This is a genomic window from Streptomyces goshikiensis, assembly GCF_014650555.1.
GTDB classification, from domain to species: Bacteria; Actinomycetota; Actinomycetes; order Streptomycetales; family Streptomycetaceae; genus Streptomyces; species Streptomyces goshikiensis.
The window spans coordinates 1,022,218-1,049,159 of the sequence record NZ_BMVE01000002.1 but is presented as its reverse complement, the minus strand read 5'-3'; the positions used below and the strand labels follow the sequence as shown (position 1 = coordinate 1,049,159).

23 protein-coding genes and 2 pseudogenes are annotated in these 26,942 nt (G+C 72.8%); 13 read left to right on the top strand and 12 right to left on the bottom strand.

Translation table 11 applies throughout. The annotated features are described in order from the left end of the window. The first annotated feature begins 302 nt into the window (after window positions 1-302). On the top strand, window positions 303-1,718 hold the full coding sequence (locus IE248_RS09825) for an amidase (protein ID WP_190030415.1): 1,416 nt from the start codon (window positions 303-305) through the stop codon (window positions 1,716-1,718). A gap of 470 nt (window positions 1,719-2,188) precedes the next feature. Here the strand turns inward: IE248_RS09825 and IE248_RS09820 are convergent, their stop codons facing one another. Beyond that, window positions 2,189-3,415 (bottom strand): serine hydrolase domain-containing protein, encoded by a 1,227-nt coding sequence (locus IE248_RS09820; protein WP_229895203.1) that lies wholly within the window; start codon window positions 3,413-3,415, stop codon window positions 2,189-2,191. A 607-nt stretch (window positions 3,416-4,022) separates the two neighbouring features. Between IE248_RS09820 and IE248_RS09815 the strand changes: the two genes are divergently transcribed. Beyond that, the gene (locus IE248_RS09815) at window positions 4,023-4,487 is read left to right on the top strand and encodes a type II toxin-antitoxin system PemK/MazF family toxin (RefSeq protein ID WP_073796648.1); all 465 of its coding nucleotides are present in this window, start codon (window positions 4,023-4,025) and stop codon (window positions 4,485-4,487) included. Here IE248_RS09815 and IE248_RS09810 read toward each other — a convergent pair. Beyond that, on the bottom strand, window positions 4,472-5,350 hold the full coding sequence (locus tag IE248_RS09810; RefSeq protein WP_190030414.1) for a TIGR02452 family protein: 879 nt from the start codon (window positions 5,348-5,350) through the stop codon (window positions 4,472-4,474). The genes IE248_RS09815 and IE248_RS09810 overlap by 16 nt on opposite strands. Window positions 5,351-5,470: 120 nt before the next feature. Between IE248_RS09810 and egtA the strand changes: the two genes are divergently transcribed. Genes egtA through egtD form a run of 4 tightly spaced genes read left to right on the top strand, consistent with a single transcriptional unit; the run spans window position 5,471 to window position 9,957 of the window. After that, the gene (gene egtA, locus IE248_RS09805) at window positions 5,471-6,829 is read left to right on the top strand and encodes an ergothioneine biosynthesis glutamate--cysteine ligase EgtA (protein WP_190030413.1); all 1,359 of its coding nucleotides are present in this window, start codon (window positions 5,471-5,473) and stop codon (window positions 6,827-6,829) included. Further along, window positions 6,826-8,136, top strand: coding sequence for an ergothioneine biosynthesis protein EgtB (gene egtB / locus IE248_RS09800; protein WP_190030412.1), 1,311 nt, complete (start codon window positions 6,826-6,828; stop codon window positions 8,134-8,136). The genes egtA and egtB overlap by 4 nt, the downstream gene beginning before the upstream one ends. Then, entirely contained in the window at window positions 8,136-8,930 is a 795-nt protein-coding gene (gene egtC / locus IE248_RS09795; protein ID WP_100580166.1) for an ergothioneine biosynthesis protein EgtC, read from the top strand. The genes egtB and egtC overlap by 1 nt, the downstream gene beginning before the upstream one ends. Continuing rightward, window positions 8,923-9,957, top strand: coding sequence for an L-histidine N(alpha)-methyltransferase (gene egtD / locus IE248_RS09790; protein WP_190030411.1), 1,035 nt, complete (start codon window positions 8,923-8,925; stop codon window positions 9,955-9,957). Before egtC ends, egtD begins: the two co-directional genes overlap by 8 nt. Before the next feature lie 266 nt (window positions 9,958-10,223). Here egtD and IE248_RS38380 read toward each other — a convergent pair. The 3 genes and pseudogenes from IE248_RS38380 to IE248_RS09775 all read right to left on the bottom strand — a co-directional run. Then, a pseudogene (locus tag IE248_RS38380) lies at window positions 10,224-10,754 on the bottom strand (lysophospholipid acyltransferase family protein); the annotation flags it as partial. Next, window positions 10,751-11,574 (bottom strand): annotated as a pseudogene (locus tag IE248_RS09780) (GNAT family N-acetyltransferase). The pseudogenes IE248_RS38380 and IE248_RS09780, both read right to left, overlap by 4 nt. A gap of 125 nt (window positions 11,575-11,699) precedes the next feature. Then, complete coding sequence (locus IE248_RS09775) at window positions 11,700-12,962, bottom strand: extracellular solute-binding protein (RefSeq protein WP_373301498.1); 1,263 nt, start codon at window positions 12,960-12,962, stop codon at window positions 11,700-11,702. 161 nt (window positions 12,963-13,123) lie between these two features. Here IE248_RS09775 and IE248_RS09770 point away from each other — a divergent pair, with 161 nt between their 5' ends. Further along, the gene (locus tag IE248_RS09770) at window positions 13,124-13,339 is read left to right on the top strand and encodes a dodecin (protein ID WP_037792278.1); all 216 of its coding nucleotides are present in this window, start codon (window positions 13,124-13,126) and stop codon (window positions 13,337-13,339) included. A gap of 82 nt (window positions 13,340-13,421) precedes the next feature. Here IE248_RS09770 and IE248_RS09765 read toward each other — a convergent pair whose 3' ends face one another. Beyond that, a complete protein-coding gene (locus IE248_RS09765) occupies window positions 13,422-13,916 on the bottom strand; it encodes a phosphatase domain-containing protein (RefSeq protein WP_190030410.1) in 495 nt (164 codons plus the stop codon). Between the two features lie 78 nt (window positions 13,917-13,994). Here IE248_RS09765 and IE248_RS09760 point away from each other — a divergent pair, with 78 nt between their 5' ends. Beyond that, window positions 13,995-15,062 (top strand): LLM class flavin-dependent oxidoreductase, encoded by a 1,068-nt coding sequence (locus IE248_RS09760; RefSeq protein ID WP_190030409.1) that lies wholly within the window; start codon window positions 13,995-13,997, stop codon window positions 15,060-15,062. 10 nt (window positions 15,063-15,072) lie between these two features. Continuing rightward, the gene (locus IE248_RS09755) at window positions 15,073-17,448 is read left to right on the top strand and encodes an excinuclease ABC subunit UvrA (RefSeq protein WP_190030408.1); all 2,376 of its coding nucleotides are present in this window, start codon (window positions 15,073-15,075) and stop codon (window positions 17,446-17,448) included. 47 nt (window positions 17,449-17,495) lie between these two features. On the opposite strand, the gene IE248_RS09750 is transcribed toward IE248_RS09755, so the two are convergent. The 4 genes from IE248_RS09750 to IE248_RS09735 all read right to left on the bottom strand — a co-directional run bounded on the left by IE248_RS09750 (window position 17,496) and on the right by IE248_RS09735 (window position 21,736). Continuing rightward, window positions 17,496-18,152: a hypothetical protein gene (locus tag IE248_RS09750; protein ID WP_229895201.1), complete on the bottom strand. Its 657-nt coding sequence runs from the start codon at window positions 18,150-18,152 to the stop codon at window positions 17,496-17,498. Window positions 18,153-18,342: 190 nt separating this feature from the next. After that, window positions 18,343-19,083 carry a succinate dehydrogenase/fumarate reductase iron-sulfur subunit gene (locus IE248_RS09745; RefSeq protein WP_008740280.1) on the bottom strand — a complete coding sequence of 247 codons (741 nt, stop codon included), beginning with the start codon at window positions 19,081-19,083 and terminating at the stop codon, window positions 18,343-18,345. Next, a complete protein-coding gene (locus IE248_RS09740; protein WP_073772838.1) occupies window positions 19,080-21,029 on the bottom strand; it encodes a fumarate reductase/succinate dehydrogenase flavoprotein subunit in 1,950 nt (649 codons plus the stop codon). Before IE248_RS09740 ends, IE248_RS09745 begins: the two co-directional genes overlap by 4 nt. Before the next feature lie 2 nt (window positions 21,030-21,031). Continuing rightward, on the bottom strand, window positions 21,032-21,736 hold the full coding sequence (locus IE248_RS09735; protein WP_073772837.1) for a succinate dehydrogenase cytochrome b subunit: 705 nt from the start codon (window positions 21,734-21,736) through the stop codon (window positions 21,032-21,034). A 96-nt stretch (window positions 21,737-21,832) separates the two neighbouring features. On the opposite strand from IE248_RS09735, the gene IE248_RS09730 reads away from it, so the two are divergent. Further along, complete coding sequence (locus IE248_RS09730; RefSeq protein ID WP_008740276.1) at window positions 21,833-22,711, top strand: LysR family transcriptional regulator; 879 nt, start codon at window positions 21,833-21,835, stop codon at window positions 22,709-22,711. Window positions 22,712-22,765: 54 nt separating this feature from the next. On the opposite strand, the gene IE248_RS09725 is transcribed toward IE248_RS09730, so the two are convergent. Continuing rightward, window positions 22,766-23,389, bottom strand: coding sequence for a TetR/AcrR family transcriptional regulator (locus IE248_RS09725; protein WP_190030407.1), 624 nt, complete (start codon window positions 23,387-23,389; stop codon window positions 22,766-22,768). Window positions 23,390-23,459: 70 nt separating this feature from the next. On the opposite strand from IE248_RS09725, the gene IE248_RS09720 reads away from it, so the two are divergent. Both IE248_RS09720 and IE248_RS09715 read left to right on the top strand, forming a co-directional pair. After that, the gene (locus tag IE248_RS09720; RefSeq protein ID WP_073796658.1) at window positions 23,460-23,693 is read left to right on the top strand and encodes a hypothetical protein; all 234 of its coding nucleotides are present in this window, start codon (window positions 23,460-23,462) and stop codon (window positions 23,691-23,693) included. Between the two features lie 338 nt (window positions 23,694-24,031). Continuing rightward, window positions 24,032-24,475: an IS110 family transposase gene (locus IE248_RS09715; protein ID WP_373301497.1), complete on the top strand. Its 444-nt coding sequence runs from the start codon at window positions 24,032-24,034 to the stop codon at window positions 24,473-24,475. A 395-nt stretch (window positions 24,476-24,870) separates the two neighbouring features. Here IE248_RS09715 and IE248_RS09710 read toward each other — a convergent pair whose 3' ends face one another. Continuing rightward, window positions 24,871-25,515 carry a TetR/AcrR family transcriptional regulator gene (locus IE248_RS09710; protein ID WP_073796660.1) on the bottom strand — a complete coding sequence of 215 codons (645 nt, stop codon included), beginning with the start codon at window positions 25,513-25,515 and terminating at the stop codon, window positions 24,871-24,873. A gap of 111 nt (window positions 25,516-25,626) precedes the next feature. On the opposite strand from IE248_RS09710, the gene IE248_RS09705 reads away from it, so the two are divergent. Next, window positions 25,627-26,694, top strand: a complete 1,068-nt coding sequence (locus IE248_RS09705; RefSeq protein ID WP_190030406.1) for an FAD-dependent monooxygenase — start codon at window positions 25,627-25,629, stop codon at window positions 26,692-26,694. Window positions 26,695-26,942 lie beyond the last annotated feature (248 nt).

The following is a 26,942-nucleotide window of genomic DNA, read 5'->3' as shown; positions in this document are numbered from 1 at the left end:
TGGCCGGAAATGGGTGCTGTGGAGTGGTTACACGAGTCATTGGCACGAGTAATGCTGCTGTCGCGGCTCGTTCACCGAAGTGCGCGCTTACGTGTCCCGCCGTGCCGTCGCCCCGTCGTATGCGTCGCATGCGTCGCAGCCTGTGTCCGGGGCGGGCACGTCGCCCCGCGAACAGGGCTCCGACTTCGGCCTGATCGCGGGGGTCTCCGCGCTCTTCGCCACCTCGCCGGCGGGCCGGATCTAGTCAGGGCCGGACCTCCCCCGTTACTGTCTTCCTACCGATCGGTAACTGGGGAGGTCCGATGTCGGTTCCGTCTGTTTCCACACGCGCCGGCTTGGTGGAGATGGCGACCGCCCTCGCCGAAGGAGCCGTGTCCGCGCGCCAGTTGACCGAGGACGCCCTGGTCCGGATCGAGGCTGCGCAGCCCTTCCTCAACGCCTTCCGGATCGTACGCGCCGAGGCCGCGCTCGCGGAGGCCGACGCCGCGGACCGGCGGCTGGCCGCGGGCGAGCGACTGCCGCTGCTCGGGGTTCCGCTGGCCGTCAAGGACGACATGGACGTGGCCGGGGAGCCGACCTCCTTCGGCTGCGCCGGGGAGTTCCCGCCCAAGTCCGCCGACAGCGAGGCGGTACGCAGGCTGCGCGCGGCCGGCGCCGTGGTGCTGGGCAAGACCCAGACGCCGGAGCTGGGGCAGTGGCCGTTCACCGAGGGCCCGGCCTTCGGGGACACCCGCAACCCCTGGAACCCGGACTACACCCCGGGCGGTTCGTCCGGCGGTTCGGCGGCCGCCGTGGCCGCGGGGCTGGTCCCGGCGGCGCTGGGATCCGACGGGGCGGGCTCGGTACGGATCCCCGCGGCCTGGACCCACCTGGTGGGCGTGAAACCGCAGCGGGGACGCATCTCCACCTGGCCGGAACCCGAGTCGTTCCACGGGCTGACGGTCAACGGCGTGCTGGCCCGTACCGTCGCGGACGCGGCGCTCCTGCTGGACGCCGCCGGCGGCCCCGACCCCGGCGACCTGCACCGCCCGCCGCAGGTGTCCGCCGTCGAGGCCGCCCGGCGCGCGCCGCGCCGCCTGCGCATCGCGCTGTCCTTCGGCATGGCCTTCACCGCGACGGCCAAGAGCCTGGACCCCGTGGTCCGTTCGGCGGTGGAACGGCTCGCCGGGCGGCTGGAGGCGCTGGGCCACGAGGTGGTCCCGGAGGACCCCCGGTACGGTCCGATCGGGCTGACCTTCACCCCCCGGGCCACCGCGGGCGTACGGGACCTCGCGTCCCGGGTGCCCGACCCCGCCCTGCTGGACCCCCGCACGCGGGAGGCGGTGCGTACGGGGCGCCTGCTGGGCGGGCTCCCGCTGCGGATCTCCCGCCGGGCGGAGGGAGCACTGCGCCGCCGGGTCGGGGAGATCTTCGGCCGCTTCGACGTGGTCCTCACGCCGACGACGGCCACACCACCGCTGCGCATCGGGGCCCTGGCCGGACTCGGAGCGCTGGACACCGACCGGGCGATGATCGCCGCGTGCCCGTACGCCTGGACCTGGAACGTCCTGGGCTGGCCGGGGATCAACATCCCCGCGGGCTTCACCCCGGACGGCCTCCCCCTGGGCGCCCAACTCCTCGGCCCGGGCCACTCGGAGCCGCTGCTGCTGTCACTGGCGGCACAGGTGGAGGCGGAGGAGGCGTGGGGCCGGCACTGGCCTGCGGGGGCGGGGGCCTGAGGGGTTTTCGTCGGGCGGGGTCGAACCGTGCTGGGGGCTTCCCGCCAGTCTCACTGTCCTTCCGGTTCGGTCCGGCCCGTCAAGGGCGCTCCCTTCGGTCGCGTCGCTTCGCGATGGCCTTCGGCCACCCTTGACAGCCCGGCCCGCCCCGGAATGCCAAAGACTGTCGGGAAACCCCCAAAGAACGGTCAGGGGGACCATGACCACCCAGCCGCACTGAGACGCCCGACCGGTACCCGTGCAGAGCGGAAACGCCGCCCTCCGGGCGGAAACCCTCCCGGACCTGCACTCCACGGTGTCCAGATCAACCAAGGCAGCGGTCAGGCGCATCAGATCGCTACCCGCCTGCCACTCGGCTCAGCGGCTGCGGACCGGCCGTGGCTGGACACAAGCCGCCCACGGCCCCGACAGACTTCTCGCCCCACGCGACTGCGGCCTGTCGGTGGCTGCGGTCGCATATGTAAGGCCCTTTAGGGGGTGGGGAGGTTGAGGCCGGTGTAGACCTGGTTGAGGACGGTGGGGAGCAGGGCCTGGGCCGTGGTGTGGCTGTCGGGGGACAGCGTCAGGTTGGTCCAGATCACGAGGGTGACGTCGTTCTCCGGGTCGTGGCCCATGAAGGAGTTGAAGCCCGGGAGTTCACCGCCGTGGTAGTAGATCGAGGCGTGCGGGGCGAGGTGTTGGTAGGCGATCCCGTAGCCGTACTTCTGGCCGTCTGGCACCGCCGGGTCCTCCGCCTGGGGGCTTGCGAGCCACTGCTGTTGGGACGCGGCGTTCAGGACTTTGCCCGTCACCAGCGCCTTGATCCAGGTGGCCAGGTCGTCTGCGGTGGAGACGGCTCCACCGGCGGCGTTGGCGTAGGAGGGGTTCTGGTGGGTGTAGTCGGTGGGCTTGAGCTTGCCCGTACGTGCCGCCTCGCTGATCGCGGCCGGGTAGGGATCGTCGGCCAGGGCGTACGAAGTCCCTCCGTACATGTAGCCGTGCGAGAAGGGGGCGGGGAGTGAGCGGTCGTGTATGCCGGGCAGTGAGGTCCCCTTCAACCCGAGGGGGGCGAACAGCCGGTCCTGGAACTGCTGGCCCAGGGGGCGGCCTCCGGCCTTTTCTGCGACGAGGCCCAGGAGGACGTAGTTGGTGTTGGAGTACTCGTACGACGCGCCCGGCGCGAAGTTCGGTGGGTGCCGGAACGCTATGTCCAGCATCTGCCGTGGGGTGAAGGCCCTCCCGGGGTCGGCGTCCAGGGCGGCCGAGAGTTCGGGGGCCATCGTGTAGTTGTAGAGCCCGCTGCGCATCTTCAGCAGCTGGCCGATCGTGATGTTCCCGCCGTTGGGAACCCCCGAGACGTACGCGGAGACCGGATCGCTCAACCGGAGCTTGCCGTCCTGGGCGAGCAGCGCGATCACTGCGGCCGTCATCGTCTTGGTGTTGGAGGCGATCCGGAAATGGTCGCCTGCGTCCGGCGGCTTGGCCGTGCCGAGTTCCGTCGTGCCGACGGTCGCGTGGAAGGTCCCCTGCGGGGTGCGGAGCAGGACGACCGCGCCGGGCACCGTCAACTTCTTCGCCGCACGCTCCACAGATGCCTGGAGGGCAGCCGGATCGATCGGCTTCAAGGCCGACGGAACAGGGGTCGCTGTCGCGACGGGCGTGGGCTCCGCGAGCGCCGAGGCGGTCGAGCCGAGGGGAATGGTGCCGCCTGCGATCACGAGGGCCGCACACGATACGAGGACGGCCCTCCGGGCAGGGATATTGCGAGCCGCGCGTGAGGTCACCACCGTTGCCTCCACTCTGGGTGGAATCGCCCAATTTTATCAGCCCCAGCCCAAGACGAGCCGACGGCCGATCCGCACCGCATGACAAGCATGGGCGGCTTGTGTCCAGCCACGGCCGGTCCGCAGCCGCTGAGCCGAGTGGCAGGCGGGTAGCGATCTGATGCGCCTGACCGTTGGCTTGGTTGATCTGGACGCCGTGGAGTGCAGGTTCGGGAGGGTTTCCGCCCGGAGGGCGGCGTTTCCGCTCTGCACGGGTACCGGTCGGGCGTCTCGCGATGGCTCGGTGGTCATGGTCCCCCCTGACCGTCTCTTTGGGGGTTCCCGACAGTCTTTGGCATTCCGGGGCGGGCCGGGCTGTCAAGGGTGGCCGAAGGCCATCGCGAAGCGACGCGACGACGAGGAACGAGGAGGAGCGCCCTTGACAGGCCGGACCGAACCGGAAGGACAGTGAGACTGGCGGGAAGCCCCCAGCACTGCCCGATCCCGCCCGACCGGCACCCCCTCCTCCTGCGGGGCCGTCCGAGCCACTAACCTCACCCGGATGACGGCACTCTCTCACCACGGTTCCGACGGCACCGAGCAACCCGGGCGCGGCGGGTACTCCGCGACCACCGAGGCCGATCCGCGTGCCATCGGGCCCGTGCGGACCTCGTACGCCCCCGATCCCGACGGGGATCCCGATCCCGGCGAGATCGTCTGGACCTGGGTGCCGTACGAGGAGAACGACGGCCGCGGCAAGGACCGGCCGGTGCTGGTGGTGGCCCGGGAGGCGGGCGGGCGGACGCTGCTCGCCGTACAGCTGTCCAGCAAGCGGCACGATCACGACCGGGAGTGGGTGCCGATCGGGACCGGGCCGTGGGACAGCGCCGGGCGGGAGTCCTGGGTCGACGTGGACCGGGTGCTGCGGGTGCACGAGTCCGGCATGCGGCGCGAGGCGTGCGCGCTGGACCGGGGGCGTTTCCAGCTGGTGGTGGACCGGCTGCGCGAGCGCTACGGCTGGGAGTAGCCGCCGCCCGGCGGTACTCCGTCCTGGCCCACCACCCCGAACACCCGCTCGAACGCCTGTCGCGGCCCCGGGGCGCGGTCCAGGACGGCGAACACCACCCGCTCGAAGACTCCCGCGAAGCGCCCCGCCAGCAGGCCCCGGAAGGCCTGCGCCACCTGCGCCGGGTCGTTCTGGAAGACCCCGCACCCCCAGGCGCCGAGGACCAGCTGCTCGTACCCGTGCAGCGCGGCGACCTCCAGGACGCGCTCCGCGCGACGGGCGAGGGCGGCGGGGATCTCGTGCGTCCGCTCGGGTTCCTGGCGGCGGATGGTGCCCGCGTTCGGCGCGGGCGAGGTCAGGAATCCGACGCGGAAGGGGGTCTCCAGCAGCTCGCCCCTGTCGTCGCGGAAGACGGGCACTCCGGGCGAGTGAATCACCCGGTCGGTGTAGAAGGTGCTGCGGCCCGCGCGGTGCACCTCGTAGTACTCCGGGGCCAGCAGCAGCGTCTCGTACAGGGCCGAGGCGCGGCAGAGCGCCTCCTCCTGCGCCTTGGCCCCGCGAACGTAGCCGCCCCCGGGATTCCGGGCCGAGGCGAAGTTCAGGACGGCTATGGAGCTCGCCCCGGGCGGCTCCGGATCCGCGGCGGCGAGCCTACGGGCTGCGACCGTGCTGCTCTCCCCGGTGACCTCCACCGCGGTCCGGTCGGTCCTCGCGGTGAGCTTGTCGCCTGGAACGACGGGCTTTGGCCCATATATCCTGGTTCCTGCCTTGGCTTCCGCCACGGCGGCGGCGAGGGAGATCTGCCGCCCCGACCGCGTCCGGTACGCGCCGGCCGCCACAATCTCCGCGTTCTCCCGCGCGATCTCGCGCAATCTGCTGCTCACGTCGGCCATCCTGGCCACCACAACTGCTGGTGACAACGGGTTTATGGAGTGTTTGTCGCCCAAGTGACGGGTAGGAGCGGGTGTTGGCCCCGGTCCACGACAGGAGATGAGGATCCGGTCATGCCCCCTGACGCACCCACCTCGCACACCTCATCCAGCGCGCTTAACCCACCCAACCCACTCAGCTCACCCACCCCACACAGCACAACCACCCCACTCAGCGAAACCGAAGCCGAAGAACTGATCCACGGCATCTGTTTCAAGACGGGCCCGCCCCGGGTGCTCGGGGCCGAGCTCGAATGGCTGGTCCTGGACGCCGAGCGGCCCGGGCTGCCGCTGGCGCCCGAGCGGCTCACCGCAGCGCACGAGGCGGCCGGCGCCCTGCCGTTGCACTCCCGGCTCACCGTAGAACCCGGCGGCCAGCTGGAGTTGAGCTCGGCGCCCGCCGACTCCCTCTCCGCCTGCGTGGACGGCCTCCAGGCCGACCTGACCGCCGTCCGGGGTGTCCTGCGCGCCCAGGGCCTCGTCCTGCGGGGCCTCGGCCAGGATCCGCGCCGCCCCTACCGGCGGCTGCTGACCGACCCGCGCTACGAGGCGATGGAGCGGTACCTCGACCGGGCCGGACCGGCCGGGCGGGCGATGATGTGCGCCTCCGCCTCCGTCCAGGTCTGCGTGGACGCGGGCCACGAGGAGCCGGGACCCCTCGGTCACGGCCGGCGGTGGCGGCTCGCGCACCTGCTGGGCGCAGTGCTGGTGGCCGCGTTCGCCAACTCCCCCGCCGTCGACGGCCCGTACGCCGGCTGGCGGTGTGCGCGCCAGGGCGTCTGGGAGGACCTCGACACCGGGCGCTCCCTCGCGCCCCCGCTCGACATCGAGCCGCGCGCGGCGTGGACGCGGCACGCGCTCGACACCCGGGTGATGTGCGTACGGGCCCCGGAAGGCGCCCCCGACGACACCCCGTGGACGGTCCCGGAGGGGCTGACGTTCCGCGACTGGATCCGTACCGGAGGGCCTCGGCCGGCGACCGCCGGGGATCTGGAGTACCACCTGACCACGCTGTTCCCGCCGGTGCGGCCGCGCGGGCACCTGGAGCTGCGCATGATCGACGCGCAGCCCGGGGACGACGGCTGGCTGGTCCCCGTGGCCGTGGTCCACGCCCTGTTCGATGACCCGGAGGCCGCCGAGACGGCGTACCGGGTGTCCAAGGCGCTGGCGGACTCCTACGGCCCGCATCCCGCTCCGCGCAATCCGCTGTGGCGGTCCGCCGCCCGCGCCGGGCTCGCGGATCCGGAGCTGCGCTCCGCCGCGACGGCCTGTTTCCTGGCGGCGGCCGAGGCGCTGCCCCGGCTCGGGGCCTCGGACCTGGTCCGCGACACGGTCGCCGAGTTCACCGAACGCCATGTGCTCGCGGGCCGGTCTCCGGCCGATGACCACGCGCACCCTCGCCAGCAGCTCTCCGGGAAGGGGACCCGCCCGTGACCACCGCATCCCGTCCCGAGGCGCTGCGCGAGCGGGCGCTGGCGGCGCTGACCGCCGCCCGGGCCCGTACGGCCGCGCTCACCGACCCGGTGAGCGAGCCGGATCTGACCGCGCAGCATTCCCCCCTGATGTCGCCGCTGGTCTGGGACCTGGCGCACATCGGCAACCAGGAGGAGCTGTGGCTGCTGCGCAACGTGGCGGGCCAGGAGTTCCTGCGCCCGGACATCAACTCGCTGTACGACGCGTTCGAGCATCCCCGCTCGGAGCGGCCGAAGCTGCCGCTGCTGGGGCCGCGGGAGGCCCGGCGGTACGCGGCGGACGTCCGCGGCCGGGTCTTCGACCTGCTGGAGCGCACCCCGCTGGAGGGTTCGGGTCTGCTCGACGACGGTTTCGCCTTCGGGATGATCGCCCAGCATGAACAGCAGCACGACGAAACGATGCTGATCACCCACCAGCTGAGGCGGGGCGCGCCGGTGCTGTCCGCGCCGGATCCGGATCCGCCGCTGGGTCCGCCGCCCGCCGCCGCCGAAGTCCTGGTGCCCGGAGGCCCGTTCACGATGGGGACGTCGGCCGAGCCGTGGTCGCTGGACAACGAGCGGCCCGCGCACACCCGTGAGACGGCGGCGTTCTGGATCGACACGGTGCCGGTGACCAACGCCGCGTACGAGGCGTTCATCGCGGACGGCGGCTACGGCGAGCGCCGCTGGTGGGCGGCCGAGGGCTGGGACCAGATCCGCGCGCACGAGATCGAGGCTCCGCTGTTCTGGCGCCGGGAGGCCGGGCAGTGGCTGCGGCGCCGCTTCGGGGTGACCGAGCCGGTGCCCGGCGACGAGCCGGTGCTGCACGTGAGCTGGTACGAGGCGGACGCGTACGCCCGCTGGGCGGGGCGGCGGCTGCCCTCGGAGGAGGAGTGGGAGAAGGCGGCCCGGTTCGACCCGGCCTCCGGCCGTTCGACGCGCTATCCGTGGGGCGACGCCGACCCGACGCCCGCGCACGCCAATCTGGGCCAGCGGCATCTGCGCCCGGCCCGCGCGGGCAGTTATCCCGCCGGGGCCTCCCCGCTCGGGGTGCGGCAGCTGATCGGGGACGTGTGGGAGTGGACCTCCTCGGACTTCCTGCCGTATCCGGGGTTCCGCGCCTTCCCGTACCGGGAGTACTCGGAGGTGTTCTTCGGCCCCGGTCACAAGGTGCTGCGCGGCGGTTCCTTTGCCGTGGACGAGGTGGCCTGCCGGGGCACGTTCCGCAACTGGGACCTGCCGGTGCGCCGCCAGATCTTCTCCGGGTTCCGGACCGCGAGGGATGCCTGATGTGCCGTCACCTCGCTTACGTGGGACCGGAGATACCCCTGGGGCGACTGCTGACCGACCCGGAACACTCGCTGGTGCGGCAGTCCTGGGAGCCGCGCCGGCAGCGGTACGGCACCGTCAACGCGGACGGGTTCGGAGTCGGCTGGTACGCGGAGGGCGATCCGGTGCCCGCCCGCTACCGGCGGGCCGGGCCCATCTGGGGCGACATGACCTTCGCCGACCTCGCCCGTGTGGTGCGCAGCGAGGCCGCGCTGGCCGCCGTGCGCGACGCCACCGATCCGGGGGCCGACGGGGAGGCCGCGGCGGCGCCGTTCGCGTCGGGGCCCTGGCTGTTCAGCCACAACGGCGCGGTGCGGGACTGGCCGGACGCGGTGGCCCCGCTGACGGCCGGGCTGCCGCCGCAGGAGCTGCTCTCGCTGGCGGCGCGCACCGACTCGGCGCTGATCTGGGCGCTGGTGCTGCGGGGGCTGCGGGAGGGCCGCGGCCTCGGGGAGTCGCTCGCGGGGCCGGTGCGGGCGGTGGCCGGTGCCTCGCCGGGTTCGCGGCTGAACCTGCTGCTGACCGACGGGTCCGAGATCGCCGCGACGGCCTGGGGGGATTCGCTCTGGTACCTGGCGGACGTACCCGCGCAGCGCACGGTGGTGGCGTCCGAGCCGTACGACGACGACACCCGGTGGCGCGAAGTGCCCGACCGGACCCTGCTGACCGCCACCCGTACACGGGTCGACCTGACCCCGCTCAAGGCGCCTCCCCTCGGGGAGTCCCCGCACAAGGAGACGAAGCCCGGTGAGTGACTTCCAGCTGACCCGAACCCTCGACGAGCACACCGCGGACGCCGCGCTGCGGGAGGACGTGCTGCGCGGGCTGACCCAGGCCCGCAAGGTGCTGCCGCCCAAGTGGTTCTACGACGCGCGGGGCAGTGAGCTGTTCGAGGAGATCACCCGGTTGCCCGAGTACTACCCGACGCGCGCGGAGCGGGAGATCCTCCTCGCGCGGGCCGGGGAGATCGCCTCGGCGAGCGGGGCCCGGACGCTGGTGGAGCTGGGTTCCGGTTCCTCGGAGAAGACCCGGCACCTGATCGAGGCGATGCCCGCGCTGGACACGTACATCCCGGTGGACGTGAGCGAGAGCGCACTGCGGGGGGCGGCGGAGGTCCTGCTGGCGGAGCATCCGGGGCTGCGGGTGCACGCGCTGCTGGCCGACTTCACCAGGGCGTTGCAGCTGCCGGACTCCCCCGGGCCCCGGCTGGTGGTCTTCCTCGGGGGGACCATCGGGAACCTGCTGCCCGCGGAGCGGGCCCGGTTCCTGGCGTCGGTTCGGGCGATGCTGTCGCCCGGGGACGCGCTGCTGCTGGGTACGGACCTGGTGAAGGACGAGGACGTTCTGGTGGCGGCGTACGACGACGCGCAGGGGGTGACGGCCGAGTTCAACAAGAACGTGCTGACCGTCATCGACCGGGAGTTGGGCGCGGACTTCCACACCGCCGACTTCGCGCACGTGGCGGTGTGGAATCGGGAGGAGGAGTGGATCGAGATGCGGCTGCGGGCCCGGTCCGAGGCTCTGGTGAAGATCAGGTCGCTGGATCTGGTGGTGCCGTTCGCGGCGGGTGAGGAGATCCTGACGGAGGTGTCCGCGAAGTTCCGTCAGGAGGGCATCCGGAAGGAACTGCTGGCGGCGGGGCTGGAGTTGACCCAGTGGTGGACGGATTCCGAGGGTCGTTTCGCGCTGTCCCTGTCCGTGGCGGAGGGCGGTCCGGGCTGGGAGGGGATCCCCGGCAGTGAGGGCGGCGCCGGCGCCGGTCCGGGGACGACCGCGGCCTGAGCGGCGGCCGCGAGGTCCCGCCGGTGCGCGTGGCGGCCCGGCGGGATCCGCGGCAGCAGCCGTACCTCGGCCCGCACCCCGCGGGCCCGGACGATCCGCCACAGCGAGGCGGTCAGCGGGTCGTCCCCGACGAAGGCGGGCGCCCCGGCCGGATAGACCCCCGTCGGGCGCGCCCCGGCGGGGGTCCGTCCGTCCAGCAGGTACGTGATGCGCACGGGCTGTACGGGGACGCGCGCGTCCAGCGCGGCCTGGAACGCGGCGCGCCGGAAGGGGCCCTGGGCGCGTCCGCACCAGGTGGAGCCCTCGGGGAAGACGGTGACCCGGTCGCCGTCGAGGAGGGCCCGGGTGACGGCCGCGACGGTGTCGGGGAGGGCTCGGATCCGATCGCGTTCGATGAACAGGGTGCCGTTCTGGCGGGAGAGCGGACCGAGGACGGGCCAGGTCCGGATGTCGCTCTTGGCGAGCATCCGGCTGGGTGTGACGGCGGCGACGAGCGCGATGTCGAGCCACGAGATGTGGTTGGCGACGATCAGGCGGCCGCCGTCGGGGCCGGGGCTCCCGTGCACGGTGAGCCGGATGCCGAAGGCCCGTACGAGAGCGGTCGCCCAGGCCCGGACGAGCGCCTGCCGGGGCCGCTCGGGCAGCAGCCGGACCGGCTGGGCGCCCAGGATCCCGAGCAGGACCACGGCGACGGCGGCAATGAGCCGCGCGGCCGCGTGCGGGACGCTCGCGACCCGCCCCTCGTGGCCGGCGCAGGCCGCGGGGGTGCAGGGCGAGGTGGGCAGCCAGACGCTCATGCGCCCGGGGTGAGCGAGAGGAAGTGCTTGAGGTAGCGCGGGTTGGTGCGGCGCAGCGAGAGCAGGACGTACAGGTCGGCGCAGCCGAAGTCGGCGTCGAGGGCGGGCTCGCCGCAGACCCAGGCGCCCAGGCGCAGGTAGCCGCGGAGCAGCGCGGCAGCTCGACCCGGTCGGGGAAGGTGATGCCCTCGGCGTTCCAGGGGGTGTGCGGGGTGACGCGGTACTCCTCGGGGGCGAGGTTGCGGGTGAGGACCTTCGCGCGGGCGGCGGCGGCCAGCACGCCGCCGTCGGCGAGGGGGATGGAGCAGCAGCCGGCCAGCCAGTTGTGGCCGGAGCGGTCCATGTAGCGGGCGAGGCCGGCCCAGACGAGGGCGATGACGGCGCCGCCCCGGTGGTCGGGGTGTACGCAGGAGCGGCCGACCTCGACGAGGTCGGGGCGGATGGGGGCGAGGGCGGAGAGGTCGAATTCGCCCTCGGAGTAGAGGCGGCCGGCCACGGCGGCGCGCTCGGGGGGCAGCAGCCGGTAGGTGCCGACGACCTGCTCGGTCTCTTCCTCGACGACGAGGAGGTGGTCGCAGTACGCGTCGAAGGCGTCGGAGTCGAGGCCCGGCTCGGGGCCGTCGAGGCGGGCGCCGAGCTCTCCGGCGAAGACGGTGTGGCGCAGCCGCTGGGCGGCGCGGACCTCGTCCTCGTCGCGGGCGAGGCGGACCGCGTAGCGGGGGGCGGTGGGGACGCCCTGCGCGGTGACGGTGGCGGGGGCCGCGACCGGGGCCGCGGTGGGGGGCGTGGTGCGGGACGGGGACAGGGGGGCGATGGTCATGGCGGCTCCTGATCCGGACACGGATGGCCGGGCCGACAGGTGTGCGGCCTGGCTCTTTACTTCTTCCGTGACCGGCTGGATTCGACATGACCTCGCAGCGGCAGTTGGATGTGCGGACGCTGAACTCACCGGTCGGAGCTGAGCACCTTGCTGATCGTCTCCGAGGCCGTCCGGGCCGCCTGGCGGGGGTCCTGGCCGGTGAGCACGGCCGTCATGTACGGCTTGATGGGGTTCTTGCCCTCGACCTCGGCCCAGCGGGCGGAGTTCGGGGTGGCCCGGCCCTGGGCGGCGCCGGGGGCCATGGCGGCGGCGCCCTCGTTGCCCTCGACCACGTGCGCGAGGGTGGTCTTGTTCGGGACGTAGCTCATGGTGCGGGCGAGCTCGGTCTGCCATTCCTCGCTGACCAGGGCGGTGATCACGGCCACGGCCTCGCGCCGGTTCCGCGTCCGCTCCGGGATGATCAGGTCGGAGCCGCCGGTGAAGACGGCGCCGGGCTTGTCGGAGGTCTTGCCGGGGATCGGGAAGAAGCCGAGCTTGCCCTTGAGGGCGGGGTTGGCGGCCTCGATCTGGGCGGCCTGCCCGGGCGGGGCGATGATCTGGGCGATCCGGCCGCGCGCGAAGACGTCCGCCTGCGGGGGCGTCTCCTCGTCGGCGTCCTTGGGGCCGTCGCCGAGGGCCTGGAGCTGCTTGTAGAACCGCATCGCGGCGAGCGCCTTCTCGTCGTCGAGGGCGCCGACCCACTGGCCGGCGCTCTCGACGGCGAGTTCGCCGCCCTCGTCCCAGATGAACCCGGCGAGGACGTACCAGTTCTGGCCGGGGAGGTAGATGCCCTGGCGGTCGCCCTTGTCCAGCTTCTGGGTGGCCTGGAGCCACTCCTGGCGGTTCCTGGGCGGGTTCTTCAGCCCGGCGTCCGCGAAGAGGTCCTTGTTGTAGATCACCACGCGGTTGGCGGCGTACCACGGGACGCCGAACTGGGCTCCGCCCACGCTCCCCGGGTCGGAGAGGCCTTTGAGCCAGTCCTTGCCGCCCCACTCGCGCAGGCCCTCCAGGGTGAGCTCGGAGAGGCCGCCGGCCTCGACGTACTGGGCCACCTGGGTGTTGCCGACCTCGATGACGTCGGCGCCTTCCCCGCTCGTGCCGTCGAGGACGGCGTTGACCTTGTCGCCGATGCCGGTCCACTCCTGGGTCCTGACCTCCAGGTCGACGCCGGGGTGGCGGTGCTCGAAGTCGGCGGTGAACCGGGTGACGAAGTCCTCCGAGGCGCTGCCCTTCATCAGCCAGAGCGTCACCTTCCTGGAGCCCCCGGCCGGATCGGCGAGCCGGCCGCAGCCGGTGAGGGCGGTGGCGGCCGCGAGGGCGGTGCACACGGCAAGGAAGCGCATCTTCACGTAGGTCACCTTCCGGGGACGGATGAGATGGCTTGAAATTGGCATAGACCAATGGGTGGGTCAAGGGGCTTCCGGCCGGCATCGCCCACCCATAGTTCGCGGACTCGGACGTACTGGGGCACCGTGGAACAAGGCAACAGAGACCACGGTCGGGAGGCCCCATGTCCAACCACACGTACCGGGTGACCGAGATCGTCGGCACTTCCGACGAGGGCATCGACCAGGCCATCCGCAACGGGCTCGCGCGGGCGGGCCAGACCCTGCGCAACCTGGACTGGTTCGAGGTCACTCAGATGCGCGGGCACATCGAGAACGGCGAGATCGCGCACTACCAGGTCGGCCTCAAGGTGGGCTTCCGCCTCGAAGGCGAGGACTGACCCCCGCCGGCCCCCCCGGGCGCGAGAGCGGGGCGCGGGGCGTACGGGGCTCAGGGCGTACGAGGTTCAGGGCGTACGGGGTTCAGGTGCGGCCCTCGCCCTCCTGGGCGGACTTGAGCTCGGGCGCGTCCGCCGCCCAGTTCGCGAGCACCACGCTGAAGCCCGCCGCGCGCGCCGCCTGGCAGACCAGCTCGTCGTCGTCCACCAGCATCCGCACCTGGCGCCCCCGCGAGATCCGCTTCAGCACCTCCAGCTTCGTCGTGCGCGCCGGGCGGCGGTCCTGATCGCCGCGCATCCACAGCCGCCCCTCGGGCAGCCCGTGCCGGGCGAGCCACTCCTCGGTGTCGGCCCGGCACCGCTCCGGACGGCCGGTCAGGTACACGACCTCGCAGTCCGCCGCGCTCTCCACCGCCAGCTCCACGCCGCGCGCGAGCGGCGGATCGGCCGGGGCCGCGCCGAAGAAGCCGTCCCAGTCGCGGGGCCGGCCCTCCAGGAAGTGCTGGCGGTGGTCGGTGTCGGCCAGGGTGTTGTCGATGTCGAACACGGCCAGCGGCCGTCCGTTGCTGATCTCGCTCATGCGGCCAGCGTAAGCGCGGGGAACGGGCCCGGTCCGGCCGCCCGGGAATGCCCGCCGCCCCGGGGCGTTGAGGAGGGTGTGTTCCGCGAAATCTCGGTCCTCGACCGCTCCCGCACCCGCGAAGGGCACCCGGCCGCCGGGGCGCTGCGCGACACCGTCGAGCTGGCCCGCGCCGCGGACCGGCTCGGGTACCGCCGCTTCTGGGTCTCGGAGCACCACAGCGTTCCCGGGGTCGCCGGTTCCGCCCCCACCGTGCTGGCCGCCGCCGTCGCCGGCGCGACCGGCCGGATCCGGGTCGGCACGGGCGGGGTGATGCTGCCCAACCATCAGCCGCTGGTCGTCGCCGAGCAGTTCGGGGTCCTGGAGGCCCTCTTCCCCGGGCGGATCGACATGGGGCTCGGCCGGTCCGTGGGCTTCACGGGCGGCATCCGGCGCGCGCTCGGCCGTGACACCGCCGACGCCGACGCCTTCGAGGAGCAGCTCGCCGAACTGCTCGGCTGGATCGACGGCACCCAGCGGGCGCATCCCGAGGTGCACGCCCGTCCCGCGGAGGGGCTGCGGATCCCGGCGTTCGTGCTGGCGACCGGCGAGGGCGCGGGGATCGCCGCGCGGGCCGGGCTGCCGCTGGTGGTGGGTGACCTGCGGGCCCGTGACAGGGTCGTGGAGATCATCGAGGGGTACCGCGCGGCGTTCCGGCCCTCGGCCCGGGGCGCGGAGCCGTACGTGGTGGTCTCCGGGACGGTCGCGGTGGCCGCCACGGCGGAGGAGGCCCGCCGGATCCTGGTCCCGGAGGCGTGGGCGCTCGCGTACTCCCGGACCCGGGGCAGTTTCCCGCCGCTGCGCCCCGCCGGGGAGGTGGAGGCGCTGGCCATGACGGCGAAGGAGCGGGAGCTGTACGAGGGCGCGCTCGCCGGGCACGTCTTCGGCACCGAGGAGCAGGTCGCGGCCGAGCTGGAGCGGGTCCGGGCGGCGACGGGGGCGGACGAGCTGCTGGTCACCACCTCGACGTACGACCGGACGGCCCTGTTGGACTCCTTCGGCCGGCTGGCCCGCCTGGCCGGGCTCGCGCGCACGACGGCGCCGGCTACGGCGTCCGCTACGCCGCCCGCCGGGCCGCTCGCGGCGGCGCCGAGACCGGCGCCCTAAACTAGGGCGAATGCACCAGTCCACCGATCCCTACGTCCGCGTCCGGGGCGCCCGGGAGCACAATCTGCGCGGCGTCGACGTGGACATCCCGCGCGACGCGCTGACCGTGTTCACCGGGGTCTCCGGCTCCGGGAAGAGCTCGCTGGCCTTCGGCACGCTCTACGCCGAGGCCCAGCGCCGTTACTTCGAGTCCGTGGCCCCCTACGCCCGCCGGCTGATCCACCAGATCGGCGCCCCGAAGGTCGACTCCGTCACCGGGCTGCCGCCCGCCGTGTCGCTGGAGCAGCGCCGCTCGACGCCCGGCTCGCGGTCCTCGGTGGGGACGGTGACCCTGCTGTCGAACTCCCTGCGCATGCTGTACTCGCGGGCCGGGGCGTACCCGCCGGGGGCGGAGCGCCTGGACTCCGACGCCTTCTCCCCCAACACCGCCGCCGGCGCCTGCCCGTCCTGTCACGGCATCGGGCGGATCCACCGTACCGACGAGCAACTCCTCGTACCCGATCCGGACCTGTCGATCCGTCAGGGTGCCATCGCGGCCTGGCCGGGAGCATGGCAGGGCAAGAACCTGCGCGACATCCTGGAGGCGCTCGGCCACGACGTGGACGCGCCCTGGCGGGAGCTGCCCGCGCGGGACCGCGAGTGGATCTTGTTCACCGAGGAACAGCCGGTGGTCACGGTGCACCCGGTGCGGGAGGCCGAGCGGATCCAGCGGCCCTACCAGGGCACGTACATGAGCGCCCACCGCTATGTGATGCGGACCTTCGCGGACAGCAAGAGCGCGTCGCTGCGGGCCCGCGCGGAGAAGTTCCTCACCGACTCCCCGTGCCCGGTGTGCCAGGGGCGGCGGCTGCGACCCGAGGCCCTGGCCGTGACGTTCGCGGGCCGTACGATCGCGGAGCTGGCGGCGGTGCCGCTGACCGAGCTGGACGGCGTACTGGCTTCCGCGCCGCCCGGTGGTGAGGCGGCCCGGGTGCTCGCCGAGGACCTGCGGGCGCGGATCGCGCCCGTCACGGAGCTCGGGCTCGGCTATCTGAGCCTGGACCGGACCGCACCCTCGCTGTCGGCGGGCGAGTTGCAGCGGCTGCGGCTGGCGACACAGCTGAAGTCGGGCCTGTTCGGGGTGGTGTACGTACTGGACGAGCCGTCGGCGGGGCTGCACCCGGCCGACACCGAGGCGCTGCTGACCGTACTGGACCGGCTGAAGGCGGCCGGGAACACGGTGTTCGTGGTGGAGCACGACTTGGACGTGGTGCGGCACGCGGACTGGCTGGTGGACGTCGGGCCGCTGGCCGGGGAGCACGGAGGGCGGGTCCTGCACAGCGGGCCGCCGGCGGGGCTGGCGGACATGGCGGAGTCGGCGACGGCGCGGCACCTGTTCGCCTCCCTGGAGTCGCCGGAGCGTCCGCGCCCGGTCCGGGAGGCGCGCGGTGCGGTACGGCTCAGCGGGGTCGACCGGCACAACCTGCGCGGGGTGACGGCCGAGTTCCCGCTCGGGGTGTTCACCGCCGTGACCGGGGTGTCGGGTTCCGGGAAGTCCACGCTGGTGGGCCAGGCCCTCGCCGGTGAGGTGGCCGGGCGGCTGGCGGAGCCCGGGTTCCCCGTACGGCGCCTGGTGGAAGTGGACCAGAAACCGATCGGCCGGACGCCTCGGTCCAATCTGGCGACGTACACGGGGCTGTTCGACGTGGTGCGCAGGCTCTTCACGGCCTCCGACGAGGCGCGGGCGCGCGGCTGGAAGGCGGGCCGGTTCTCCTTCAACGTGCCGGGCGGGCGCTGCGAGACCTGCCAGGGCGAGGGGTTCGTCTCGGTGGAGCTGCTGTTCCTGCCGAGCACGTACGCGCCGTGCCCGCAGTGCGGCGGGGCGCGGTACAACGCGGAGACCCTCCAGGTGCGGTACGAGGGGCTGACCATCGCGGAGGTGCTGTCGCTGACGGTGGAGGCGGCGGCCGTGTTCTTCGCGCAGGTCCCGGCGGCGGCGCGCAGCCTGCGCGCGCTGGAGGACATCGGGCTGGGCTACCTGCGGCTGGGGCAGCCGGCCACGGAGCTGTCGGGTGGCGAGGCGCAGCGCATCAAGCTGGCGACGGAGTTGCAGCGGCTGCGCCGCGATCACACCCTGTACCTGCTGGACGAGCCGACGACGGGGCTGCATCCGGCCGATGTGCGGGTGCTGCTGCGGCAGTTGCACGGGCTGGTGGAGGCCGGGCACTCGGTGGTGGTCGTGGAGCACGACATGGAAGTGGTGGCGGGCGCGGACTGGGTCATCGACCTGGGTCCGGGCGGTGGTGCGGAGGGCGGCCGCGTGGTCGCGTCGGGCACGCCGTCCGAGGTGGCCCGTACGCCGGGCAGCCGGACGGCGGGCTACCTCGCGCGGGCCCTCGGGGTCTGACGCTCCCCCGGGCCCGGTCCTCCGGGCGCGGGGGTCAGGGCGCGGGGTCAGGCGTCGCCGGGGAGCAGGTGCTGCGGGAGTTCGCGGAAGCTCCACACGCCCCGGGTGCGGGTGAACGTCCAGACGAGGTCGTGCCGGTCGGGCCAGGCGGCGGGGACGCCGCGCACCTGGTGGGCGCCGAGGGCCCGGACCAGGCGGGGGATGCCGGCGCGCTCCCAGCAGACGAGTACGGGGGCCGGCGCGGCCAGGACGCTGTGGGCCAGGGCCGTCTCGGCGCCGATCGCGAACTCGGAGCGGACCGGGGTGCCCAGGGCCTTGGCCAGTGCTTCCACGGTCTGGCGGGAGTGTGCGGGGGCCGCGTGCGCCTTCCCGCCGGCGGCGAAGACGGCGGCGGGCCGGGGCAGTGAGCCCCGGCGGCCGGGCGGGAAGAGGCGGGGCAGTTCGGCGGCCCGGCGCCAGCCGCGCCCGGCCAGGAACCCGGGGTCCTCGTTGCCCTCGGCGTCCTCGCCGGTGGCTCCGGCGTACGGGTGCTCCGCGTGCCGGATGACCATGATCAGGGCGTCTTTGGGCGGGGCCTGCGGGCCGTTGGCCCGGGTGCGGGGGCCGTCCTGCTCCGTGCAGCCGGCCGCTGCCAGCGGGGCGAGGGCGGCGGCCGCCAGCAGGGTGCGGCGGCGCGGTCCGGTCCCGGCGGGGGCATGTGGCATGGGGCCCACTGTCGCCGATGGCCCGGACCCCGCCGGGGCGCGGCGCGGGGATCGGGCCGTACGAGCGCCCGGTCGGCGGATCGGGTCAGCCGATCGGCCCACGGGACGGGGGGCCCGGGCCGCCGGTGTCGCGGACGGCCGGCGGGCGCTCGTACGGGGTCGGGGAGGCGGGTTGGTTCCCGGTGGCGGGTCAGCCCTTGCGGAGCGCGCGCAGCCACTCCTTGTTCATCGCGGCGATCGAGGGCAGCGGGATGCCCTTGGGGCAGGCCGTGGCGCATTCGCCGGTCAGGGTGCAGCCGCCGAAGCCCTCGTCGTCCATCGTGGCCACCATGTCGAGGACCCGGGATTCGCGCTCGGGCGAGCCCTGCGGCAGCACGTTGAGGTGGTTGATCTTGGCGGAGGTGAAGAGCATCGCCGAGCCGTTGGGGCAGGCCGCCACGCAGGCCCCGCAGCCGATGCACTCGGCGTGCTCGAAGGCGTGGTCGGCGGCCGGCTTGGGCACGGGCGTGGCGTGTGCCTCGGGCGCGGCGCCGGTCGGGGCGGTGATGTAGCCGCCGGCCTGGATGATCCGGTCGAAGGCGCTGCGGTCCACCACGAGGTCCTTGACGACGGGGAAGGCCGAGGCGCGCCACGGTTCGACGTCGATGGTGTCGCCGTCGGCGAAGGACCGCATGTGCAGCTGGCAGGTGGTGGTGCGCTCGGGGCCGTGGGCGTCGCCGTTGATGACGAGGCTGCACGCGCCGCAGATGCCCTCGCGGCAGTCGTGGTCGAAGGCGACCGGGTCCTCGCCGCGCAGGATGAGGTCCTCGTTGAGCGTGTCGAGCATTTCCAGGAAGGACATGTCCTGGGAGATGCCGTCGACCTCGTAGGAGGCCATGGCGCCGGGGGCGTCGGCGTTGTGCTGGCGCCAGACGCGCAGGGTGAGCTTCATGCGTAGCTCCGCTGGGTGGGGTGGACGTACTCGAAGACGAGGTCTTCCTTGTGCAGGACGGGGGCGGCGCCGGTGCCCTGGTACTCCCAGGCGGCCGCGTAGCCGAACTCCTCGTCGCGGCGGGCGGCTTCGCCGTCGGGGGTCTGGGACTCCTCGCGGAAGTGGCCGCCGCAGGATTCGGCGCGGTGGAGGGCGTCGAGGCACATCAGCTCGGCGAGTTCCAGGTAGTCGACGATGCGGTTGGCCTTCTCCAATGACTGGTTGAACTCCGCGCCGCTGCCGGGGACCTTGATGCGGCGCCAGAACTCCTCGCGGATCTCGGGGATCCGGGCGAGGGCCTTGCGCAGGCCGGCGTCGGTGCGGGCCATTCCGCAGTACTCCCACATGAGTTCGCCGATTTCTCGGTGGAAGGAGTCGGGGGTGCGGTCGCCGTCGACGGCGAGGAGTTTCGCCAGGCAGTCGCGCGTCTCGCGGATCGCCGCGGCGGCTTCGGGGTGGTCGTCGTCGACGGAATCCTGGTGCGGGTGGCGGGCCAGGTAGTCGTTGATGGTGGACGGCAGGACGAAGTAGCCGTCGCCGAGGCCCTGCATCAGCGCGGAGGCGCCGAGGCGGTTGGCGCCGTGGTCGGAGAAGTTGGCCTCGCCGATCGCGAACAGGCCGGGGACGGTGGTCTGGAGGTCGTAGTCCACCCACAGGCCGCCCATCGTGTAGTGCACGGCGGGGTAGATCCGCATGGGGACCTCGTACGGGTTCTCGGCGGTGATCCGCTCGTACATCTCGAAGAGGTTGCCGTACTTCTCGGCGACCTGGTCGCGGCCCATGCGGCGGATGGCGTCGGCGAAGTCGAGGTAGACGCCCTGGCCGCCGGGGCCGACGCCGCGGCCCTCGTCGCAGACGTTCTTGGCGGCGCGGGAGGCGATGTCGCGGGGGACGAGGTTGCCGAAGGAGGGGTAGATCCGCTCCAGGTAGTAGTCCCGCTCCGCCTCGGGGATCTCGGCGGCGGGGCGGGTGTCGCCCTTGGCCTTGGGGACCCAGATGCGGCCGTCGTTGCGCAGGGACTCGCTCATCAGGGTGAGTTTGGACTGGTGGTCGCCGGTGCGCGGGATGCAGGTGGGGTGGATCTGGGTGAAGCAGGGGTTGGCGAAGTGGGCGCCGCGCCGGTGCGCCCGCCAGATGGCGGTCGCGTTGGAGTTCATGGCGTTGGTGGAGAGGTAGAAGACGTTCCCGTAGCCGCCGCTCGCCAGGACGACGGCGTCGGCGTAGTGGGTTTCGATGCTGCCGGTGATCAGGTCGCGGGCGACGATGCCGCGGGCCACCCCGTCGACCGTGATCAGGTCGAGCATCTCGGTGCGGGCGTGCATTTCCACGTTGCCGGCGGCGATCTGCCGGGACAGTGCCTGGTAGGCGCCGAGCAGCAGCTGCTGGCCCGTCTGGCCGCGGGCGTAGAAGGTGCGCGAGACCTGGACGCCGCCGAAGGAGCGGGTGTCGAGGAGGCCGCCGTACTCGCGGGCGAAGGGGACGCCCTGGGCCACGCACTGGTCGATGATCTCCACGGAGATCTGGGCGAGGCGGTGCACGTTGGACTCGCGGGCGCGGAAGTCGCCGCCCTTGACGGTGTCGTAGAAGAGGCGGTGCACCGAGTCGCCGTCGTTGCGGTAGTTCTTCGCGGCGTTGATGCCGCCCTGCGCGGCGATGGAGTGGGCGCGGCGCGGGGAGTCGGAGTAGCAGAACTGGACGACGTGGTAGCCCTGCTCGGCGAGGGTGGCGCCGGCCGCCCCGCCGGCCAGGCCGGTGCCGACGACGATGACGGTGTGCTTGCGGCGGTTGGCCGGGTTGACGAGCTTGGCCTCGAAGCGGCGGCGGTCCCAGCGCTCGGCGATGGGGCCTTCGGGCGCCTTGGTGTCGGAGATCGGCTCGCCGGTGGTGTAGTTGGCGTATTCGCTCATGGTCAGCTCACCACTCCGGTCATGACGGCGACGGGGACGGACACGAAGCCCGCGAACAGGACGAGGGCCAGGGCGTTGGCCAGGAACTTCAGGGTGCGGTCGCGGCGGGCGTTGCCCGCGCCGAGGGTCTGGGCGGCGCTCCAGAAGCCGTGCCGGACGTGCAGGCCGACCGCGACCATCGCCACGATGTAGATCGTGTTGCCGTACCAGGTGGAGAAGGTGGCGAGGACGTTCTCGTAGGGGTGGCCGGCCCAGGCGCGCTCGTTGACGGTGAGCGTGGTCAGGTCGAGCAGGTGCCAGACGATGAACAGGGCCAGGATGATGCCGCCCCAGCGCATGGTGCGGGTGGCGTAGCTGGCGCGGCGCCGCTTGTGGGCGTACTTGACGGGGCGCGCCTTGATGTCACGGCGGCTGAGCTGGTAGGCGGAGACGCCGTGGGCGATGACGGCGGCGATCAGGACGACGCGGACCATCCACAGGGCCCACTCGTGGTGCAGGAGCGGCGCTCCCATGCCGCGCAGCCAGTGGGCGTAGCCGTTGAAGTCGCCCGGACCGAAGAAGATCTTGAGGTTGCCGAACATGTGGGCGACGAGGTAGCCGAGCATGATCGCGCCGGATACCGCCATCACGGACTTCTTGCCGACGGTGGAGTCCCAGAGCGTGCGCGTGGTGGACGGCCGTCGGCCCGTCCGCGTTGCCAGAGCCATGGCACAACACGCTAGGGACCGGGACCCCGAAAGGTCCAAGACATGATGGAGCTGATATCGATAGAGCATCCCTATGCAGGGCGCTACGCTGGGACGATGCAGTTCCAGCAGCTCCTGTACTTCGTGGCCGTCGCCGAGACCCAGCACTTCACGCGCGCCGCGCAGCGGGTGCATGTGGCCCAGCCGTCGCTGTCCCAGCAGATCAAGGCGCTAGAACGGGAACTGGGGGCGGAGCTGTTCAGCCGGGCGCGGGGCAACATCGCGCTCACCGACGCGGGCGAGGCGCTGCTGCCGCTGGCGCGGCGGATCCTGGCGGACGCGGACACGGCGCGCCTGGAGGTGCAGGAGCTGGCGCAGCTGCGGCGCGGGCGGGTGCGGCTGGGAGCCACCCCGAGCGTGTGCACGGGCCTGCTGCCGGGCGTACTGCGCGCCTTCCACACCGCGCACCCGGGGATCGAGCTGCTGATCGAGGAGAGCGGGTCGCTCGACCTGGTGCGGGAGCTGGCGCGCGGGGCGCTGGACCTGGCGCTGATCGCGCTGCCGCTGCCGCCGTCGGCGCCGGCGCTGACCACCGTGGAGCTGCTGACGGAGGACCTGGTCGTGGTGTCCTCGGCGGAGCTGCCACCGCCGGCGGGCGGCGGCCCGCTCACGATCTCCGCGTTGCGCGATGAGCCGATGGTGATGTTCCGGCACGGCTACGACCTGCGGGACCTGACGGTGACCGCCTGCCGGGCGGCGGGCTTCGAGCCGGTGTTCACGGTGGAGGGCGGCGAGATGGACGCCGTACTCGGCTTCGTCCGCGCGGGCCTGGGCATCGCGGTGGTCCCGGCCATGGTGGTCGACCACGCCGACCCGGGCCTGCGCACCACCCCGCTGGCCGGCTCCCCGCTGCGCCGCACCATCGCCCTGGCCCACCGCACGGACGTCGCTCCCCCGCGCGCGGCCCGCGAACTCCAACGCATCCTGACCGGCTGACACCCCCGCACCACACGAGGGTCGGGGGGCCCGGAGCGGACGGGTGCGGCTGCTTCACCCGGCCCGTGCCAGGCCCTCCAGATGGGTGCGCAGCACGTCCCAGGATTTCTGCGGGGGCAGCAGGTCAGGGTGCAGGACGCCGCTGAGGCCCAGTCCGTCGACGAGCGCCGCCAGCCGCTCGGCCTCGATGTCGAGGTCGAGGCCGGGGCGCAGACTGCCGGCCGCGTCGAGCCGGGCGAGGATGCGACGCAACAGCCATCTGGTGCCCTCGGCGACCTTCCGCGCGAGGTCACCGAAGGCCGGGTCGGTGCGGGCGGCGGCGTTGAAGTCCAGGAAGACGGTGACTTCGGTGCGGCGTCGCTCGTCGAGCGGCAGGAGCTCCGCCAGCAGTTCGGCCGCGAGCCGTAGCTGCTCGGGGCGGGGGCGGCTGCCCAGGTCTCCGATCTGCTCGACGCGTGCCAGCAGCCGGCCGCCCACCCGGTCGATCATCGACTGCATCGCGAACCGCATCAGCTCCTGCTGGCTGGCGAAGTAGTGGCGCAGGGATCCGATGTTGAGCTGCGCCTCGTTGGCCACGCCTCGCAGCGAGGTGCGGTGGAGACCCTCGCGGACGACGACCCGGAACAGCGCGTCGACGACCTGCTGACGGCGGGCGTCCGGGTCCACGTGCTTGGGCATGGAGCCGTTCTATCACGGGTGTGCTAGAAAGGAAGTATCACAGCCGTGATAAAACGAAAGGCGGTCCCTCGTGGAGACCCTCCTCAACGTCATGCTCATCCGGTTCGCCGTGTTGGCGGGCTGCTTGGTGGTAGCCGCACTACTGCTCTTCACCGTCGCCCTGACGCTCAAGCGCCGGGGCAAGCTCGACGACGTCCGCCGCTACACGGACCCCGCTGCGAAGGCCGCCCTGCGCGCCGCCGCCCGCCGACTCGAAGGACGAACTTCCGCAACGCCCCGCTCGCGGGACCGGGGCGGTCGATGATGGCCGGCCCCACAGCGATGTCGTCGGACCTCATCGAACACCTGCTATTGCACCGCGCGATCGAGGTCTCCATCGTGATCGTGGCGCTGACCGCCCTTGCTCTCGGAATGACAGCGATCTGGCGCAAGGCCGGACACACTAGGAATCCCGAGGACTGACACCCCCACCCGCGCCCCCGGCCCAGCATGCCCCCGGGAGGTGCCGCCGGAGACACCGATGAGGTGTCCGGCCACCACGGGGCCCGGCGCAACGCCGGTCAGCCTGCGGGCGGCAGGCAAGGTCAACTTCCAGCAAGCGGAGCACTGTTCGACATCGCAGACGCAGACGCCTTTCTCGGGATGGACATCGGCAAGCCGGCTCACCACGACCAGGGTCCCGCCCCGGCCGGGAAGAAGGCCTTCGACAAGCCGATGCCCCACAGCGAACCCGAGCGACGGACCGTCTTCGACAACCTCAAAGCCAAGTCCGGCACGCCCCGGTGGGCCCCGATCGACGCCCTCCCACTGGCCGTGGCCCGTATCGCGAGCTACCAGGCTGCCCAGCCGCCCAGACTCTCGATGCGACGGACCGCCGATCCGTATCCGGGCAACGCGAAAACGGACGCGAAGTACGCAGCGGCGATCGCGGACGCAGCCCGGACGACGCCTCGCACGCTGCGCTCGCTGGAGCTGACCGCCGAGCTGACGCTACTGACCGGCTTCGGCCAGAACCTCGCAGCCGAACCGACCCGCACCGGCAACCGGATTCGCGACCCGCTCACCCTGCCCTGGACCCGCAACTAAGCCATCGGACCACCACCCCCTGAGGCGATACGGCCCCCGGCCGCCCCACTCACCGCAGTCCACGGCCAGCGGCGGGGGCACGGGAAGCGCACATCAGCAGCCCACCGAAGGCCACCCTCTCCACCCAGCCCCGACCTCGACACCCGGAAGCGACGACAGGCCCGCCACAGCCCCACCAGTCACCACCGGAGACGGCCCCGACCTCCCCAGCGCCGCCCCTACGACTTCGCCGTCGGGGTCATCGATCCCCCACAAGCACGCACGGCGAGACGACAACCGGCACCTCAAACACGCAACACCCCTCCCCGACCCGCCCGCCAACGCATCAGCGCCCCGTCCACCCCACCCCCGGCCCCCCGGCCCCCGGACTGCCTCAGACCCCGCAGCCAAGGCCGTCAGGCCGAGCGTATGGACAGCGCCCCGTCCAAGCCGGAGGCGAGCATGGCGAAGGCTCGGTCGGCGTCGGCGACGGCGGCCGGGTGGGCTTCGTCGGCGGTGAGGCCGGAGTCGATCCGCCGCCAGTTCTCCCGCCCCAATTCATGGCGCACCGCAACGACATGCATGGCCGCGAGCCGCGCGGCCAGCGGGTCGACCGACTCCGCTTCGAGTACGCCGGCGAGCAGCTCGACCTCGCGGGCGGTGTAGTGGGCGATCCGGGTCTCCAAGCTCGCGGTGGAGTAGATCAGCCCCTGGAAGGCGACGACGTTCGGGTGGTCGCAGAGCCCCGTGATCGGATCGCGCTCGGCGAGCGCGGCGAGGAAGTGCGCATGCACCGCGCCCACCGGCGTCTGACCGGCGGCCCGATCGCGCACGATGCGCGCTGCTTCGTCCTGATGGTCGGCGAAGCGGTCGAGCACCAGGTCCTCCTTGCTCGGGAAGTACCGGAACAGCGTGGGCTTGGAGACCTCGGCCGCTGCGGCGACATCCGCCACCGACACGGCATCGAATCCCCGCTCCAGGAAGAGTTCCAGCGCCGTACCCGCCAGCTGCTGGCGCGTACGGAGCTTCTTGCTCTCTCGCAGACCCGTCGTGTTCTCCATGCACACAACCTAGCGCGGGATCGTAACCGAGTCAATTTTTTAACCGGGTTGCATTTTCCCTCGAAAGCCGCTTTCCTTGAGCCATCGACAGACAGACGCGGAGGACTTCCGATGACCGATGTACTGATCGCGGGCGCCGGCCCCACCGGCCTCACGCTCGCTTGCGACCTGGCCCGCCGCGGCATCGCCGTACGGGTTGTTGAACAGCGCTCCGCTCCGCATCGCGAGTCGCGCGCCAAGGGGCTCCGCCCAGGCAGCCTCGAAGTCTTCGAGGAGTTCGGCGTGGCCGAGGCCGTGGCGGCCCGGGGCAGCGCACGCGTGGTGCTGCGCAAGTACTTCGACGGGCGGCACATCAACGACACCGTCACCGACGGCGGCGTGCTCGTGGGGCAGTGGCAGATCGAGGAGGTGCTCCGCGACCGCCTGGCCGAGTACGGCGTGCGCGTGGAGTACGGGAGCGCGATCGCCGGGCTCACCCAGGACGCGGCCGGGGTGCGCGTGGAACTGGAGGGCGGCGCCGTGATCGCGGCCGGCTACCTCGCGGGGTGCGACGGCGGGCGCAGCACCACCCGCCGGCTCCTCGGGATCCCCTTCGAGGGGACCGGGGAGGAGGAGCCCGCGATGGTCCTGGGCGACGTCAAGGCGCCGGGGCTCAGCCGCGAGTTCTGGCACCAGTGGTTCTCTTCGGAGGGGACGGGGATACTCCTCTGCCCGATGCCGGGGACGGACACCTTCCAGTTGCAGGCCGCGCCCGAGACGGACGAGCGGGGCGCGTTGCTACCGCCGTCGCTGGAGAGCTTCCAGCGGCTCTTCGAGCGGCACGCCCGCATGCCGGAGATCCGGCTCGCGGACCCCACCTGGCTCTCCTCCTGGCGGGTCAACGTCCGCATGGCCACCCGGATACGCGAGGGCCGGGCCTTCCTCGCGGGGGACGCGGCACACGTCCACCCCATCGCCGGCGGGCTGGGCATGAACACCGGCATCCAGGACGCGGCCGCCCTCGGCCGGTCGCTGGCCGCCGCCCTCACCGGCCCGGCCGGGGAGGAGGCGCTCGACGCGTACCAGGCGGAGCGTCTCGCGGTCGCCACCGAACTCCTCGCCGACACGGCGCGGCGCTACGAGCGAGTCCTGGCAGCCGTCCGCGAACCCGGCCGAGGCACGGAGGCAGGCCTGGACTGACCTGAAGGCCACCCCTGACCGGGGCCGACATCTGGCCAGGCCCACACCTGACCGGGCCGACATCTGGCCAGGCCCACACCTGACCCGGTCCGGCTCTGGCTCGGTCCGACTCTGACCCAGCCCGCCCCTTGCCCAGTCCGACTCTGAACCGGTCCGACTCTGAACCGGTCAGGCTCTGAAACCGGCGCCCGACCCGGGCCCAACTCCGACACTGGCCGCACCCCGACCCGGGGCCGGCTCGCCCCGGG

Excerpts from the sequence above, each read along its gene's own strand:
- IE248_RS09825 (WP_190030415.1), top strand. The coding sequence starts at position 303 with ATGTCGGTTCCGTCTGTTTCCACACGCGCCGGCTTGGTGGAGATGGCG.
- IE248_RS09815 (WP_073796648.1), top strand. The coding sequence starts at position 4,023 with ATGACGGCACTCTCTCACCACGGTTCCGACGGCACCGAGCAACCCGGG.
- egtA (WP_190030413.1), top strand. The coding sequence starts at position 5,471 with ATGCCCCCTGACGCACCCACCTCGCACACCTCATCCAGCGCGCTTAAC.
- egtC (WP_100580166.1), top strand. The coding sequence starts at position 8,136 with ATGTGCCGTCACCTCGCTTACGTGGGACCGGAGATACCCCTGGGGCGA.
- IE248_RS09770 (WP_037792278.1), top strand. The coding sequence starts at position 13,124 with ATGTCCAACCACACGTACCGGGTGACCGAGATCGTCGGCACTTCCGAC.
- IE248_RS09765 (WP_190030410.1), bottom strand. The coding sequence starts at position 13,916 with ATGAGCGAGATCAGCAACGGACGGCCGCTGGCCGTGTTCGACATCGAC.
- IE248_RS09755 (WP_190030408.1), top strand. The coding sequence starts at position 15,073 with ATGCACCAGTCCACCGATCCCTACGTCCGCGTCCGGGGCGCCCGGGAG.
- IE248_RS09750 (WP_229895201.1), bottom strand. The coding sequence starts at position 18,152 with ATGCCACATGCCCCCGCCGGGACCGGACCGCGCCGCCGCACCCTGCTG.
- IE248_RS09745 (WP_008740280.1), bottom strand. The coding sequence starts at position 19,083 with ATGAAGCTCACCCTGCGCGTCTGGCGCCAGCACAACGCCGACGCCCCC.
- IE248_RS09740 (WP_073772838.1), bottom strand. The coding sequence starts at position 21,029 with ATGAGCGAATACGCCAACTACACCACCGGCGAGCCGATCTCCGACACC.
- IE248_RS09735 (WP_073772837.1), bottom strand. The coding sequence starts at position 21,736 with ATGGCTCTGGCAACGCGGACGGGCCGACGGCCGTCCACCACGCGCACG.
- IE248_RS09730 (WP_008740276.1), top strand. The coding sequence starts at position 21,833 with ATGCAGTTCCAGCAGCTCCTGTACTTCGTGGCCGTCGCCGAGACCCAG.
- IE248_RS09725 (WP_190030407.1), bottom strand. The coding sequence starts at position 23,389 with ATGCCCAAGCACGTGGACCCGGACGCCCGCCGTCAGCAGGTCGTCGAC.
- IE248_RS09715 (WP_373301497.1), top strand. The coding sequence starts at position 24,032 with ATGGACATCGGCAAGCCGGCTCACCACGACCAGGGTCCCGCCCCGGCC.
- IE248_RS09710 (WP_073796660.1), bottom strand. The coding sequence starts at position 25,515 with ATGGAGAACACGACGGGTCTGCGAGAGAGCAAGAAGCTCCGTACGCGC.
- IE248_RS09705 (WP_190030406.1), top strand. The coding sequence starts at position 25,627 with ATGACCGATGTACTGATCGCGGGCGCCGGCCCCACCGGCCTCACGCTC.